Here is a 15,551-nt window from a genome sequence, read left to right on the forward strand (position 1 = left end):
GCACGCGCCCTGGCGGCGTTGTCACTCGTCGCGATGCCTCCGGCATCGCTCCTCGCTCCGCCTTGCCAGCGCACGCGCTGGACGCCGCTCGCGACGGCGCCGAATCGATCAACACACCCTAGGGCTCCGGTCAGAACGGGATGGCGCCGATCAGCATGCCCATGCCCAGCATCACCAGCGACACCACGGCCGCCCGCCAGAGCACCTTCTTGTGGTGGTCGCCGATGCCGACGCCGGCCAGCGAGACGAGCAGCAGGATAGCCGGGACGAGCGGGCTCTGCATGTGGACCGGCTGGCCGGTGATCGAGGCGCGCGCCATCTCGGCCGGGTCGATGCCGTAGCCGGCGGCGGTCTGGGACAGCACGGGCAGCACGCCGTAGTAGAAGGCGTCGTTGCTCATCAGGAAGGTCAGCGGCATCGACAGCAGGCCGGTCACCACCGCCAGGTGCGGACCCATCCACGACGGGATCCCCGAGGTGATCCACTCGGCGATCGCGTCCACCATGCCGGTGCCGCTGAAGACGCCGGTGAGGACGGCCGCGGCCAGGACCATCGCGACCACGGAGACGATGCTCGAGCTGTGCCGGGTGATCGCCTCCTGCTGGTCCTTGATGTGCGGGAAGTTGATCGCCAGCGCGAGGCCGGCGAAGACCATGAAGAGGACGGGGATCGCGACGACGTCGGCGCCGAGGATCGCGAGCAGGGCCACGGTGAGCGCGGCGTTCACCCAGATGAGGCGAGGACGCAGCGTCGACCGGCTCGGGTCGAGGACGCCGGTGAAGGCGCTGCCGCCCACCTCGACGGCGTCGTCCCCGCCCAGCCCGGCGGAGCCGGTGCCCGGACGGCCGGACCGGCCGCTCGGCGTACCCGCGGAGGTGCCGACGAGCATCTCCTCGCGCGGCATCGCGACCGAGGGGCTCAGCTCGAGGAAGCCGATCCGGCGGCGCTCGAGGACGCCGAGGTGGAACGCGAAGGCCAGCACGACCAGCAGCGACACGGCCAGTGCCGGGAGCATTGGCACGAAGATGTCGTTGGTGTCGATCTTCAGCGCGCTCGCCGCACGGGCGGTCGGGCCGCCCCACGGCAGGATGTTCATGGTGCCGTTGGCGAGGCCGGCGACGACGGTGAGCACCACGGGGCTCATGCGGAGCTTGAGGTAGAGGGGAAGCAGGGCGGCGGTCGTGATGATGTACGTGGTCGATCCGTCGCCGTCGAGCGAGACGACCATCGCGAGGATCGCGGTGCCGACGACCAGGCGGGCGGGGTCGCGCCCGACCAGCCGGATCACCACCCGCACCACGGGGTCGAACAGCCCGACGTCGATCATGACGCCGAAGAAGACGATCGCGAAGAAGAGCATCGCGGCGGTGGGCGCCAGGCTCGCGATGCCGTCGGTGACCATGTCGCTGAGGTCCAGGCCGGCTCCGGCGAAGAGGCCGAAGGCGATCGGGACCAGGATGAGCGCCACCACCGGGGTGGCTCGCTTGGTGATGATCAGGAACATGAACGTGGCGACCATCGCCAGCCCCAGCGCAACCAACATCTCGTGCTCTCCTCGACTCGTGCGGCCCGGGCGCCGTTGCCCGGCGGCCCGCTCTGCCACGAGTGTCGGCTGTTACCTGGATCACAGTCACGGTTGCGTGCGTAAGTAGCTTTTCGCGCATTGTGCGCGGTGGCGGAGGCTCACCAGCGGCCGTAGATGAGCCGCAGCACCGCCTCGACCAGCTCCTCGAGGCCCTCGTCCGTGGCGGAGGCGGGCAGCTCCGCCAGCTCGGCCAGCCGGGCCTCGCGCATCGCCTCGACCATGCCGGCCAGCGTGTGCGCTCCGATCCCGGCCGGGGCGAGCCCGGCGGCCCGGTCGCGCTCGATCTTCGCGGCCAGGCCCGACACGAACCGCTGCTGGGTCTCGGCCAGGAAGGCGACCAGCGGAGGGTAGTCGTCGCCGAATCCCGCCAGGGAGCAGGCCATGATCGGCCGGTTCTCCCGCCACAGCGCCGCCGCGCCGGCGAGCTGCTCGCCCAGCTGCGCGGGCGAGGGGCCCTCGGACGCCAGCCAGCCATGGGTCTGCGCGAAGCGGTCGCCCACCTGCTCCATGAGCCGGGCCAGGACCGCCTGCTTGCCCGGGAAGTAGAAGTAGAACGTCGTCCGCGAGATCCCCGCCGCCGCCGCGATGTCGTCGATCGTGACGGCCGCCATCGACTTGCCCGCCAGCAGCTCGCGCGTGGCGTCGAGGATCCGGTCCTCGCGCTGGTCGCCCTTCGAGCGGCCAGCCCGACGGCGTACGCGGGTCTCCTGCATGCGGGCCACGGTAGTCCCTCGTCAGACGCTCGACGTATCGTCGACATAAATCGACATAGTGTCGATTTCATGCGTACGCTCATGCCCATGTCCCTCTCGACGACCTCGACCGCGTCCCCGCGCGCCCGCCTCGTGCTGCCCACGATGGCGGCGGCGGTCTTCCTGCTCTCGATGATCCAGACGCTGGTCGTGCCGGTGCTGACCCAGATCGCGAGCCAGCTCGACGCCTCGGCGACCACCGTCGGGTGGGTCACCACCGCCACGATGCTCACCGCCTCGGCGGTCACGCCGCTGCTCGGCCGCCTCGGCGACGTCTACGGGCAGAAGCCGCTCGTCGTGGCCGCGCTCGCCGTCACCCTCGCCGGCAGCCTGCTGGCGGCGACCACGCACTCCATCGAGTGGCTCATCGTCGCCCGCGTGCTCCAGGGCGCCAGCTTCGGGCTCTTCCCGCTGGCGATCAGCGTGCTGCGCCACGAGCTGCCGCACGAGCGGCTCGTCCCCGGCATGGCGATCACCGCCTCGGCGCTCGGCGTCGGCTCGGGTGTCGCGCTGGTCGCGACCGGCCTGCTCACCCAGGGCGACGCCGACTACCGCCGGATCTTCTGGCTCTGCGTGGTGCTCTCCGCGGCCGTCCTCGTCGCCGCGGTCCTCGCACTGCCGCGTCGCGCCGGCCAGGGCGGGCGGGTCGACTACCTGGGCGCCCTCGTCCTCGCGATCGGCCTGGTCGCGCTGCTGCTCCCGATCTCCCAGGGCCACGAGTGGGGCTGGGGCTCGGCTCGCGTCATCGGGCTCTTCGCGCTCGCCGCCGTCGTCCTGGTCGGGTTCGTCCTCCTCCAGGACCGTACGCCGGAGCCGCTCGTCGCCACGCGGCTGCTGTCTCACCGCCCGGTCCTGGCCACCAACCTCGCCAGCCTGTGCGTCGGCTTCGCGATGTTCGCGGTCTTCCTCGGCGCGACCTACTTCGTCCAGACGCCCGAGCAGCTCGCCGGCTTCGGCTTCGGGGCGAGCGTGCTGCGCACGAGCGTGGTGTTCATGCTGCCCGGCGCGGTGGTGTCGATGCTCATGGGCCCGATCGCCGGCCGCCTGGTCCACGCGGTCGGCCCGCGTCACGTCCTGCTGCTGGCGAGCCTCGTCGGCGTGGCCGGGATGGTGCTGCTCCTGGCGCTGCACGGCACCGAGGCCGAGGTGATCGTCGCGCTCATCGTCGGCAACAGCGCGATCGCGATCGCCTACGCGTCGATGCCGGCGCTGCTCGTGAGCAACGTCGAGCACCACGAGACCGGCATCGCCAACTCCATCAACTCGATCATGCGCACCGTCGGCGGCGCGATCGGGTCGGCGCTCGTCATCACCGTCCTCACCAGCGACGTCACCACCCATGCGCTGCCCGGCGGCGGCTCGGTGACCCTCGCGAACGAGGGTGCCTACGAGCTCGCGTTCGGCCTGGCGGCGCTCTTCTTCGCCGCGGCCGCGGTGATGGCCGGCCTCGCCGGGAAGAGGGAGCCCACGGCGGTCGTTGTGCCCGCATGACCGACAGCCAGAACATCCGGGACCTCGTCCCCGACTCGCACCACGACCTGCTCGACGCGACCGGCGTCGCCGCCTTCGTCACCCTCGACGCGAAGGGCCGTCCGCAGACCACCGCCGTGTGGTTCATCGTCGAGGACGGCCTGCTCAAGACGTCGATCAGCGACACGCGGCAGAAGTTCAAGAACCTCAGCGCCAACACCGACGTCGGGTTCTTCTTCGTGGATCCCGCCAATCCCTTCCACACGCTCGAGGTCCGCGCCACCGCCGAGCTGCGCCCCGACCCGGACAAGTCGTTCCTCGAGCGGGTCTTCGCCCGCTACGGCGCCGACCCGACGGACTACGTCGAGCTCGACGACCACCGCTACGAGGTCGTGCTCACCCCCTGGCACATCACCACCAACGGCTGAGAGGCTCCTGGCGTACGCTCGGGGTGAGACGTACGTCACAGGAGCGATCGAATGGCGATTCCGGCACCGCGGGCCGAGCTGGAGCTGGCGCACGACGCCTTCCTGAGCACCGGCCGGGCGGACCCGCGCGTGCGCCCGCTGATCGCGGAGTCGTGGCGACGCAGCCTCGCGGACGGCCTGGACCCCGAGCGGGGGCTGGCGCCGATGGACCTCGACCGCGAGACGCTGGAGGCCTGGCGGACGCAGCATCCGCTCGCGGTCGCGATGCCCGTCATCAGGAGGCTGCTCGTCGAGGACGCGGGCGACGCGGGACTCCTCGTCGCCGTCTCGGACGCCGCCGGGCGACTGATGTGGGTCGAGGGCCCGGCGGCCCTGCGCCGGCGGATGGAGTCCATCCACTTCGCCGAGGGGGCCACCTGGAGCGAGGCCCACGCCGGCACCAATGCGCCGGGCACGGCGCTCGCGCTCGACCGGCCGGTCCAGATCTTCGCGGCCGAGCACCTCCTTCGGCCGGTCACGCCGTGGAGCTGCGCGGCGGCCCCGATCCACGACCCCGACACGGGCGCGATCCTCGGCGCCCTCGACCTCACCGGCGGCGACGACGTCGCGGGCCCCCACGCGCTGTCCGTCGTCCGGGCGACCGTGGCGGCGGTGGAGCGGGAGCTCCAGCTCCACCGGCTCACCCGGCCGGGCGACGGCGCCGGCCGCGAGACCGTCCAGCTGCGCGCGCTCGGCGTCCCCGCCGGCATCCTCGAGGGCGAGCGCGGCACCAGCAGGCTGAGCCTGCGGCACACCGAGCTGCTGGTCCTGCTCGCCGCCCACCGCGACGGCCTCACCGGCGACGAGCTCGCCGTCGCGCTCTCCGACGAGGACCTCGCCGCGGTCACGCTGCGCGCGGAGCTCTCCCGGCTCCGCGCCGCGCTGGCGGGGATGGGGCTCGCACTCGAGGCGAGGCCCTACCGGATCGACCCGCGGATCCGCACCGACGTCGACACGCTGCGCGAGCGGCTCGCGAGCGGTGACGTCGGCGGCGCGGTCGACCTCTACCGCGGCGACCTGCTCCCGCTCTCCGACGCGCCGGGCATCCGGCGGCTCCGCGCGCGCCTGCGCGCCGAGCTCCGCGACCGCCTGCTGCGGGCGGGCGACCCCGACGCGCTGCTCCGCTTCGCCGACACCGAGCACGGGCGCGACGACTGGGAGATCTGGCAGGCGGCGTACGACGTCCTGGGTCCCGCCTCGCCCCGGGGCGACCGCGTGCGCGCACACCTCGCGGCCCTGGAGCGCGACCTGCGCTGAGCCCTCCGGGCGCTCCCGGCGCTGCAACGTTGCTGCAACGGCGGTGTGTCTAGCGTCACATCCATGACCATCTACGCACAGCCGGGGACCGCCGACAGCGTCGTCTCCTTCAAGTCACGCTACGAGAACTGGATCGGCGGCGAGTGGGTCGCGCCGGTCAAGGGGCAGTACTTCGAGAACGTCTCGCCGGTCAACGGCAAGCCCTTCTGCGAGGTCGCCCGCTCCACCGCCGAGGACATCGAGCTCGCCCTCGACGCCGCCCACGCCGCCGCCCCGGCGTGGGGGAAGACCAGTCCCGCCGAGCGCGCGGTGATCCTCAACAAGATCGCCGACCGGATCGAGGAGAACCTCGAGCTGCTCGCCGTCGCCGAGACCTGGGACAACGGCAAGCCGGTCCGGGAGACCAAGGCCGCCGACCTGCCGCTGGCGGTGGACCACTTCCGCTACTTCGCCGGCGCGATCCGCGCCCAGGAGGGCACCGCCAGCCCGATCGACGAGAACACGATCGCCTACCACTTCCACGAGCCCCTGGGCGTCGTGGGCCAGATCATCCCGTGGAACTTCCCGATCCTCATGGCGGTCTGGAAGCTGGCCCCCGCGCTGGCCGCGGGCAACGCCGTCGTGATCAAGCCGGCCGAGCAGACCCCGGCCTCGATCATGGTGCTGATCGAGCTGATCGCCGACCTGCTCCCGGCGGGCGTGGTCAACATCGTCAACGGCTTCGGCGTCGAGGCGGGCAAGCCGCTCGCCTCCTCCAACCGGATCCGCAAGATCGCCTTCACCGGCGAGACCACCACCGGCCGCCTGATCATGCAGTACGCCAGCCAGAACCTCATCCCGGTCACCCTGGAGCTCGGCGGCAAGAGCCCGAACATCTTCTTCGCCGACGTGCTCGACAAGGACGACGCCTTCCAGGACAAGGCACTCGAGGGCTTCGCGATGTTCGCCCTCAACCAGGGCGAGGTCTGCACCTGCCCGAGCCGCGCCCTGATCCAGGACTCGATCTACGACCTCTTCCTCTCGGCGGGCACCGACCGGGTCAAGAAGATCGTGCAGGGCAACCCGCTCGACGACGCCACGATGATCGGCGCCCAGGCGAGCAACGACCAGCTCGAGAAGATCCTCTCCTACATCCAGATCGGCCAGGACGAGGGCGCTCGCATCGTCACCGGCGGCGAGCGCGTGGACCTCGGCGGCGACCTGTCGGAGGGCTTCTACGTCGCGCCGACGATCTTCGAGGGGAACAACAAGATGCGGATCTTCCAGGAGGAGATCTTCGGGCCGGTGGTGTCGGTGGCGAGGTTCAGCGACTTCGACGACGCGATCGAGACGGCCAACGACACGCTCTACGGCCTGGGCGCCGGCGTGTGGTCGCGCGACATCAACACCGCCTACCGCGCCGGCCGCGCGATCCAGGCGGGCCGGGTGTGGACGAACAACTACCACGCCTACCCGGCGCACGCGGCGTTCGGCGGCTACAAGTCCTCGGGCATCGGCCGGGAGAACCACCTGATGATGCTCGAGCACTACCAGCAGACCAAGAACCTCCTGGTCTCCTACTCGCCCGACGCCCTCGGCTTCTTCTGATGGCCGTGGCGCCGGACGCCGCGTCCCGGGTCGCGATCACGCCTGCAGCCGCCGACGTCGTACGGCGGCTGCAGGCCGATCACGGGCCGGTGATGTTCCACCAGTCCGGCGGCTGCTGCGACGGGTCGGCGCCGATGTGCTTCCCCGACGGCGACTTCATCACCAGCGACGCCGACGTCCTCCTCGGGACCCTCGACGTCGGCGACACCGGTCGGCCCGTCGAGGTCTGGATGTCCCGCGAGCAGTTCGCCTACTGGTCCCACACCCACCTCACCATCGACGTCGTGCCCGGACGGGGAGCCGGCTTCTCGCTCGAGGCCCCGATGGGGATCCGCTTCCTGCTCCGCTCGCGACTGCTCACCGACGAGGAGGCCCTCGCCCTCGCCTGAGCCGAGGGCGGCCCGTTCGTGCGCCTCGCCGCCGCGACACGCCGATCGCGTCGGCGTGCCGGGTGGATCGGGCGCACGCTCTGCCCGCGGCGGCATCGCGACGGACGCCCTACCCGCGCGACCTCTAAGGTTTGGCCATGACCGACGCGAAGCTGCAGGCCTTGCTCGACGGCATCGCGGACGGGCAGCGGGCGGCGATCTCCCGCGCGATCACGCTGGTCGAGTCCACGGCGACCAAGCACCGCGAGCAGGCTCGCGAGCTGCTCGCCGGCCTGCCGGACGGTGACGCGGTGCGGGTCGGCGTCTCGGGCGTCCCGGGCGTCGGGAAGTCCACGTTCATCGAGGCGCTGGGCATGCGCCTGACGGCGGCCGGCCATCGCGTCGGCGTACTCGCCGTGGACCCGTCGTCCGTGCGCACCGGCGGCTCGGTGCTGGGGGACAAGACCCGCATGTCCCGGCTGAGCGTGGAGCCGAGGGCCTTCATCCGGCCGTCGCCCTCCGCGGGCACCCTCGGCGGCGTCGCCCGTGCGACCGTGCAGGCGATGGCCGTCCTCGAGGCGGCGGGGTACGACGTCATCCTCGTCGAGACGGTCGGCGTCGGTCAGTCGGAGGTGACGGTGGCCGGCATGGTCGACACCTTCCTCTTCCTCACCATCGCGCGCACCGGCGACCAGCTCCAGGGGATCAAGAAGGGCATCCTGGAAATGGCGGACGTGATCGCCGTCAACAAAGCAGATCCCGATGACGTCCAGCGTCAGACCGAGGCCCGCGCCGCCGCCCGGGAGCTCTCCGGCGCGCTGCGCCTGGTGCGGGGGATGGAGGCGTGGACGCCGCCGGTGGTCACCGCCAGCGCTCTTGCCGACGACGGCGTCGACGGGGTCTGGGACCAGGTGCTCGCGCACCGGGAGCACCTGGGGGAGGCCGGGCTCGCGGACAAGCGGGCGCACCAGCAGCTCGACTTCACCTGGGCCCTCGTGCGCGACGAGCTCGAGCAGCGGCTGCGGCACAGCCCCGGCGTGAAGGCCATCCGCGACGACCTCCGCGACCGCCTGCTGGCGGGGGAGCTCGCCGCGACCGTCGCCGCCGACCAGCTCCTCGCCGCCTTCGACGAAAAGCCTCAACCCACCTTGTAGGGGATGCCGTCCGCGGCGGGCGCGCGGGACTTCCCGACCAGACCGGCCACGGCGAAGATCGTGACGAGGTAGGGCAGCATCAGCATGAACTGGCTCGGCAGCGGCGACCCGATGACCGAGAGCACGCCCTCGAGGTTGGAGGCGAAGCCGAAGAGCAGCGCCGCCAGCGTCGCGCGGACGGGGTCCCACTTGCCGAAGATGACCGCCGCGAGGGCGATGTAGCCCGCGCCGCCGGTCAGCTCGCGGTTGAACTGCGAGACCGACACGAGGGTGTAGAACGCGCCGCCGATGCCCGCGATGGCGCCGGCGATGAGGATGGTCGTGTAGCGGGTGCGGTTGACCTTGATGCCGACCGTGTCCGCGGCGCGCGGGTGCTCGCCGACCGCGCGGACCCGCAGGCCCCACTTGGTGCGGTAGAGCGCCCAGGCGACGAGCACCACGACGACGTACATGAGATAGACGATGACCGTCTGGCGGAACAGGATCGGACCGATCAGCGGCAGGTCGCCCAGCACGGGGATCGCGTGGACGTGCAGCGACGGCGGCGAGTTGAGCTTCGCCGAGTCCTCGGTGAGCACCTCGGAGTAGAGGAAGTTCGTCAGCCCGGTGACGAGCACGTTGAGCACCACGCCGACGATGACCTGGTCGACGAAGTAGGTGATCGCGAAGACGCCGAGGATCAGGGCGATGAGGGAGCCCGCCACCATCGCCGCGATGAGCCCGGCGAAGGCCGAGTGGGTGAGCGAGCCGACCAGCGCCGCGCCGAACGCGCCGAGCAGGAGCTGGCTGTCGATCGCGATGTTGACCACGCCGGCCCGCTCGCCGAGCACGCCGGCGAGCGCCCCGAAGACCAGCGGGACCGCGAGCGCGATCGCGCCGGCGAGGAGGCCCACGACCGGGATGGTGCCGCCGGCGGCGGCCCACGTGAGCAGGCCCACCAGCCACAGCACCGCGAACACCGCGGCGAGCCAGAGCGGCAGCGTGAGGGCCTGGAGCGAGCGCCAGATCGCGAAGCCGAGACAGGCCAGGAGCAGGACGACCACGACCCAGCAGGCGCCGCCGACGGACAGGCTCACCTCGGGCAGGGAGAAGAAGTCGTTCTCCGCCGCGAGCCGGTACGTCGTCGAGCCGGTCTGGTCGCCGAGCACGAGGGCCGCGGCGAGCAGGACGATCAGGGCGCCGAAGACGATCGGCCCCTTCCAGTCGCGGGTGCGGACGATGGGCGCCGAGTGCGCCAGATCCGTCTGGACGGTGGTCACTTCGACTCCTTCGGCAGGCGGAAGATCGCGCGCACGAGCGGGGGCGCGGCGATGAAGAGGACGATGAGCGACTGGACGACGAGCACGATGTCGACCGAGATGCCCTGGGAGGCCTGCATCGCGAAGCCGCCGGCCTTGAACGCGCCGAAGAGCAGTCCCGCGGCGAGGATGCCCAGCGGCCGCGACCGGCCGAGCAGGGCGACGGTGATGGCGTCGAAGCCGATGCCCGCGTCGACGTCGGTGCCGACGCCGCTCGGGACGGTGCCGAGCACCTGGTTGACGCCGGCCAGGCCGATGAGCGCGCCGGCGATCGTCATCGTGACGACGTAGATCCGGCCGACGTTGATGCCGGCGGCCTGCGCGGCGGTCGGGTTGAGGCCCACCGCGCGCATCTGGTAGCCGAGCGCGGACCGGTTCAGGATCCACCAGGTCACCGCCACGCCGACGAGCGCGAGCACGAAGCCGAGGTGGAGGTTGAAGTGGTCTCCCGCGATCTTCGGCAGGGTGGCGCTGTCCTTCATCGGCAGCGACTTCGGGTTGTCCGAGCCCGGCGCCTGCAGCAGGTTCTTCTTGGTCAGCGCGAAGAAGACGAGGTAGTAGGCGATGTAGTTGAGCATGATCGTGAGGATCACCTCGTGCGCGCCGGTGCGCGCCTTGATCAGGCCCGCGAGGCCGGCCCACAGCGCGCCGGCAACCATGCCGACGATGATCGCCAGCGGCAGGTGGATGATCGTCGGTAGGTCCAGCTTGAAGCCGATCCAGCCGGCGAAGGCGCCCGCCATGATCATCTGGCCACGGCCGCCGATGTTGAACATGCCCGCGCGGAAGGCCAGGCCCACGCCGAGGCCGGCCGCGATGAGCGGCCCGGCGAACTTGAGGGTCTCGGTCAGCGGGCGGATCTGGAAGTCGAAGTTCTTGCCGTCGGCGTTCCAGATGGCGCCCTTGAAGAGCGAGTCGTAGGCGCCGGTGATGGTCTCCCAGAACTTCGAGAGGAAGTCGGAGGAGCCGAACGAGTCGCGCACGTCCGCGCTGGTCAGGCCGATGAGGAGCGATCCGACGACGACGGCCAGGAGGAGCGCGAGGAAGGAGACCATGGCGTTGCCGGCCACGATCTCGCGGCCGACCTCGCGCCAGCGGGCGTTGCGGTCCGGCGGCGCCGGGCTCGGGGTGGTGGGGGTGGTCGTGTCGCTCATGCGACCTCCTCCGGCCGCTCGCCGGTCATCATCAGGCCGAGGACGTCTCGGGGGGTGTCGGCCGGCACGATGCCGACCACCTGGCCGCGGTAGAGCACCATGATCCGGTCCGCGAGCGCGACGACCTCGTCGAGCTCGGTCGAGACCACGATGACGGGGACGCCCGCGTCGCGCGTCGCCACGATCTGCTTGTGGATGAACTCGATCGACCCGACGTCGACGCCGCGGGTCGGCTGGGCGGCGACCAGGAGGGTCAGGTCGCGGGAGAGCTCCCGGGCGACCACGACCTTCTGCTGGTTTCCGCCCGAGAGCTGGGAGGCCAGCGTCGTGATCCCGGGGGCGCGGACGTCGTACTCCTTCAGCTTGATCTGGGCGAACTCGTCGCGCGCCTTGCGCTGCACCGCACCGCGCCGCACGAAGGGGGCGCCGTTGGTGCGGTTGAGGATGAGGTTCTCCGCGATGGTGAACGCAGCCACGAGGCCCTCCTCGTTGCGGTCCTCCGGGATGAAGCCGACGCCCTCGTCGAGGATGCTGCGCACGGAGCGCCCGACGAGCTCCTTGCCGTTGAGCTTGATCGACCCGGTGGTGTGGGACTGGAGTCCGAGCAGCGCCTCGGTGAGCTCGGTCTGGCCGTTGCCCTGGACGCCCGCGACCGCGAGCACCTCGCCGGCGCGGATGGCGAAGGAGATGCCGTCGACCTGCGGGTGTCCGGCGGCGTCGAGGATGGTGAGATCGGAGACGACGAGCGCGTCGGGACCGGGCTCGGCGGGCTTCTTCTGGACGGTCAGCTCGACGGGCCGGCCGACCATCATCGAGGCGAGCTCGGCGTTGGTCGCGCTGGGGTCGGCCTCGCCGACCACCTTCCCGAGGCGTACGACGGTGATCCGGTCGGCAACCTCGCGGACCTCGCGCAGCTTGTGGGTGATGAAGACGATCGCGGTGCCGGCCTCCTTGAGCTGGTGCATCGTGCCCATCAGCTCGTCGGTCTCCTGCGGCGTCAGGACCGCGGTGGGCTCGTCGAAGACGAGCACCTGGGCGTCGTGCGAGAGCGCCTTGATGATCTCGACCCGCTGCTGCACGCCGACGGGGAGATCCTCGATGAGCGCGTCGGGGTCGACCTGGAAGCCGAAGCGGCCGGAGATCTCGCGGACCTTGGCGCGCGCCGCGTCGAGGTCGAGGGAGCCGGCGAAGCCGGTGCTCTCGTGGCCGAGCATGACGTTCTCGGCGACCGTGAAGACGGGGATGAGCATGAAGTGCTGGTGGACCATGCCGATGCCGGCGGCGATCGCGTCGCCCGGTCCGGAGAAGCGCTGGACCTCGTCGTCGAGGAGGATCTGGCCCTCGTCGGCCTGGTAGAGGCCGTAGAGGACGTTCATCAGCGTCGACTTGCCGGCGCCGTTCTCGCCGAGGAGGCAGTGGATCTCGCCGGGCTCGACGGTGAGGTTGATCCTGTCGTTCGCGACGAGCGACCCGAACCGCTTCGTGATGTCCTTGAGGACGAGCTTCATGTCACCTGATCCTAGGGGGGAGAACGCACGAGGGAGGCCGGACGAGCCGGCCCCCCTCGCGACGTGGTGGGACTGATCAGTCGAGGTAGGACTTGACCGGGATCGAGCCGTCGATGATGCCGGCCTTGATCGTGTCGAGCTCGTCGGCCAGACCGGAGTCGACCTTGTCCTCGTAGTTGTGGAACGGCGCGATGCCGACGCCGTCGTTCTCCAGCGTGCCGATGTAGGGCGTGAAGTCGAAGCTGTCGGGGTTCTCCGCGGCGTCCTTGACGACCGAGTAGACACCGGTGTCGATCTTCTTCTCGACCGAGGTCAGGATGTAGTCGTCGGTGGTCGGGTCGGTCTCGAAGACGTCGGCGTCGACACCGAGCATCACGATGCCCTTGTCGGGGTTGTTCTTGATGACGGTCAGCGCGCCCTGGTAGATCGGGCCACCGACGGGGAGGATGACGTCCGCGCCCTGGTCGATGATCTGCTGAGCGGTCTGGGTGGCCTTGTTGTTGGCCTCGAAGCCGCCGGTGAACGCACCGTCCTGCTTCTCCTCGTCCCAGCCGACGACCTTGACGGTCTTGCCCTTCTGGGCGTTGTAGTAGTCGACGCCCTGGGCGAAGCCGTCCATGAAGATCGAGACGGTCGGGAAGTTCATGCCGCCGTAGGTGCCGACGATGCCGGCCTTGCTGTAGCTCGCCGAGGCGTAGCCCGCGAGGAACGCGGCCTGGGCGGTGTTGTAGAGGAGCGGCTTGATGTTCGGCTGGTCGGCCTTGCCATCGTAGGTGTTGCCGTCGTCGCCACCGTCGGCGGCGTCGTCGATGAGGACGAACTTGACGTCCGGGTTGGCCTTCGCGGCGTCCTTGGTCGCCGAGGCGAGGTTGAACCCGACGGTGATGATCAGGTCGCAGCCCTCGGACACGAGGTTGTCGATGTTCGGGGCGTAGTCGGTGTCGGCGCTCGACTCAACATGCCGCTCGTCCGAACCAAGTTCCTCCGCCGCCTTCTTGAGGCCGTCGTAGCCGAGCTCGTTGAACGAGTGGTCGTCGAAGCCGCCGGCGTCCGAGACCATGCAGGGCAGGAAGTCGGTCTTCGTGGCGCTGTCGGTCGCGCCGTCGGAGCTGTCCGAGCTGCTGCCACACGCAGCGAGCGTCGCGGTGGCGAGCAGGCCGGCGAGACCGCTGACCGTCACCTTCTGAATCTTGTTCACGGTTGCCTCCAGGCGTCCAGGATTGTCGTTCCCCCCGGCTCCCACCGCGGGCGATGCGCCAACCTAACCGAGTCGGGGCCCTCGTGGAGGGAAAGCCCTCAGGATCTGTTCAGGTGTTACGTAGTTGCGACAATTGTTTCGCTGGCTGTAACAAACGTTTCATGCCGGGCCGGGAGTTGAGACGTTTGTTCGACTTGTTCGGAGCGTGCGGCGCTGTCAGGCTTGCGCGCTATGGCTGACTTCGATTGGGAGGCCCTGCGCCAGCAGGCCGTGCAGGCCGCGACGCACGCGTATGCCCCCTACTCCAACTACCGGGTCGGCGTCGCCGGCATCACCGAGGACGGGCGCGTCCTCACGGGCTGCAACGTCGAGAACGCGGGGTACGGCGTCACGCTGTGCGCCGAGTGCGGGCTGGTCAGCCAGCTGCACATCACCGGCGGCGGCCGCTTCACCCACGTCGTCTGCGTCAACGGTGACGGCGAGGTGATCATGCCCTGCGGACGCTGTCGCCAGCTGCTGTGGGAGAACGGCGGCCCGGCCATGCTGCTGTGGACCGTCTCGGGCGTGAAGCCGATGACCGAGGTGCTCCCCGACGCCTTCGGCCCCGAGGACCTCGCGAGTGTGACCGCGTGAGCGCCGGCCACGACGCGGTCGAGGTCATCCTCGCCAAGCGCGACCGGCACGAGCTCTCCGACAGCCAGATCGACTGGGTGATCCAGAGCTACACCAACGGCGTCGTCGCCGACGAGCAGATGTCCGCCCTCGCGATGGCCATCCTGCTCAACGGCATGAACCGGCGCGAGATCTCGCGGTGGACCAACGCGATGATCGCGACGGGCGAGCGGATGTCGTTCGACTCCCTCTCCCGGCGTACGGCGGACAAGCACTCGACCGGGGGAGTCGGCGACAAGATCACCCTGCCCCTGGCGCCCCTCGTCGCCGCCTGCGGCGTCGCCGTCCCGCAGCTCTCCGGCCGCGGCCTCGGCCACACCGGCGGCACGCTCGACAAGCTCGAGGCGATCCCGGGCTGGCGCGCATCGCTGACCAACGAGGAGATGATGGCCCAGCTGGAGTCGGTCGGCGCCGTCATCTGCGCCGCGGGCGCCGGTCTGGCGCCCGCGGACAAGAAGCTCTACGCCCTGCGCGACGTCACCGGCACGGTCGAGGCGATCCCGCTCATCGCGTCGTCGATCATGAGCAAGAAGATCGCCGAGGGGACGGGCTCGCTCGTCCTCGACGTCAAGGTCGGCACCGGCGCCTTCATGAAGTCGCTGGACCAGGCGCGCGAGCTCGCGCGGACCATGGTGGACCTCGGCGGCGACGCCGGCGTCCACACCGTCGCGCTCCTCACCGACATGTCCACGCCCCTCGGCCTGACCGCGGGCAACGGCCTCGAGGTCGCCGAGTCGGTGGAGGTGCTCGCCGGCGGCGGGCCCGCCGACGTCGTCGAGCTCACGCTCGCCCTGGCCCGCGAGATGCTCGCCGGCGCGGGGGTCGACGACGTCGACCCCGCCGACGTGCTCGCCTCGGGCCGCGCCATGGACTCGTGGCGGGCCATGATCGCGGCTCAGGGCGGCGACCCCGACGCGACGCTGCCCACGGCCAGGGAGACGCATGTCGTGACCGCGCCGAGCTCCGGCGTGCTGACCCGCCTCGACGCCATGGCCGTCGGCCTCGCCGCGTGGCGGCTGGGCGCCGGCCGCGCCCGCAAGGAGGACCCGGTGTCGCCCGGCGCCGGCGTCGTCTGGCACGC

General features: G+C 70.7%; 14 protein-coding genes. 8 read left to right on the forward strand and 6 right to left on the reverse strand.

Annotated elements, in window-relative coordinates; translation table 11 throughout:
- Positions 1-130 precede the first annotated feature (130 nt).
- Both QM572_RS16635 and QM572_RS16640 read right to left on the reverse strand, forming a co-directional pair.
- On the reverse strand, positions 131-1,543 hold the full coding sequence (locus QM572_RS16635; RefSeq protein ID WP_415095089.1) for a CitMHS family transporter: 1,413 nt from the start codon (positions 1,541-1,543) through the stop codon (positions 131-133).
- Between the two features lie 140 nt (positions 1,544-1,683).
- A complete protein-coding gene (locus tag QM572_RS16640; protein WP_415095090.1) occupies positions 1,684-2,298 on the reverse strand; it encodes a TetR/AcrR family transcriptional regulator in 615 nt (204 codons plus the stop codon).
- Between the two features lie 87 nt (positions 2,299-2,385).
- Here QM572_RS16640 and QM572_RS16645 point away from each other — a divergent pair, with 87 nt between their 5' ends.
- The 6 genes from QM572_RS16645 (at position 2,386) to meaB (ending at position 8,640) form a co-directional block, all read left to right on the forward strand.
- Positions 2,386-3,828, forward strand: coding sequence for an MFS transporter (locus QM572_RS16645; protein ID WP_415095091.1), 1,443 nt, complete (start codon positions 2,386-2,388; stop codon positions 3,826-3,828).
- The gene (locus tag QM572_RS16650; RefSeq protein WP_415095092.1) at positions 3,825-4,235 is read left to right on the forward strand and encodes a PPOX class F420-dependent oxidoreductase; all 411 of its coding nucleotides are present in this window, start codon (positions 3,825-3,827) and stop codon (positions 4,233-4,235) included. Before QM572_RS16645 ends, QM572_RS16650 begins: the two co-directional genes overlap by 4 nt.
- A gap of 51 nt (positions 4,236-4,286) precedes the next feature.
- Positions 4,287-5,531, forward strand: a complete 1,245-nt coding sequence (locus QM572_RS16655; RefSeq protein WP_415095093.1) for a GAF domain-containing protein — start codon at positions 4,287-4,289, stop codon at positions 5,529-5,531.
- Between the two features lie 63 nt (positions 5,532-5,594).
- The gene (gene adh / locus QM572_RS16660; protein WP_415095094.1) at positions 5,595-7,118 is read left to right on the forward strand and encodes an aldehyde dehydrogenase; all 1,524 of its coding nucleotides are present in this window, start codon (positions 5,595-5,597) and stop codon (positions 7,116-7,118) included.
- Positions 7,118-7,507: a DUF779 domain-containing protein gene (locus tag QM572_RS16665; RefSeq protein WP_415095095.1), complete on the forward strand. Its 390-nt coding sequence runs from the start codon at positions 7,118-7,120 to the stop codon at positions 7,505-7,507. Before adh ends, QM572_RS16665 begins: the two co-directional genes overlap by 1 nt.
- A 137-nt stretch (positions 7,508-7,644) precedes the next feature.
- A complete protein-coding gene (gene meaB / locus QM572_RS16670; RefSeq protein ID WP_415095096.1) occupies positions 7,645-8,640 on the forward strand; it encodes a methylmalonyl Co-A mutase-associated GTPase MeaB in 996 nt (331 codons plus the stop codon).
- Here the strand turns inward: meaB and QM572_RS16675 are convergent.
- The 4 genes from QM572_RS16675 to QM572_RS16690 form a co-directional block, all read right to left on the reverse strand.
- Positions 8,625-9,899, reverse strand: coding sequence for an ABC transporter permease (locus QM572_RS16675; protein WP_415095097.1), 1,275 nt, complete (start codon positions 9,897-9,899; stop codon positions 8,625-8,627). The genes meaB and QM572_RS16675 overlap by 16 nt on opposite strands.
- A complete protein-coding gene (locus tag QM572_RS16680; RefSeq protein WP_415095098.1) occupies positions 9,896-11,092 on the reverse strand; it encodes an ABC transporter permease in 1,197 nt (398 codons plus the stop codon). The genes QM572_RS16675 and QM572_RS16680 overlap by 4 nt, the downstream gene beginning before the upstream one ends.
- Positions 11,089-12,600 (reverse strand): ABC transporter ATP-binding protein, encoded by a 1,512-nt coding sequence (locus tag QM572_RS16685; protein ID WP_415095099.1) that lies wholly within the window; start codon positions 12,598-12,600, stop codon positions 11,089-11,091. Before QM572_RS16685 ends, QM572_RS16680 begins: the two co-directional genes overlap by 4 nt.
- 76 nt (positions 12,601-12,676) lie before the next feature.
- Positions 12,677-13,798: a BMP family lipoprotein gene (locus tag QM572_RS16690; RefSeq protein ID WP_415095100.1), complete on the reverse strand. Its 1,122-nt coding sequence runs from the start codon at positions 13,796-13,798 to the stop codon at positions 12,677-12,679.
- 231 nt (positions 13,799-14,029) lie between these two features.
- On the opposite strand from QM572_RS16690, the gene QM572_RS16695 reads away from it, so the two are divergent.
- Entirely contained in the window at positions 14,030-14,431 is a 402-nt protein-coding gene (locus tag QM572_RS16695; protein WP_415095101.1) for a cytidine deaminase, read from the forward strand.
- Positions 14,428-15,551: thymidine phosphorylase (locus QM572_RS16700; protein ID WP_415095102.1), on the forward strand; the 1,124-nt coding region annotated here is incomplete at its 3' end. The genes QM572_RS16695 and QM572_RS16700, both read left to right, overlap by 4 nt.

Origin of the sequence: Nocardioides sp. (genome assembly GCF_047607365.1) — a bacterium.
Classification (GTDB): Bacteria; Actinomycetota; Actinomycetes; order Propionibacteriales; family Nocardioidaceae; genus Nocardioides.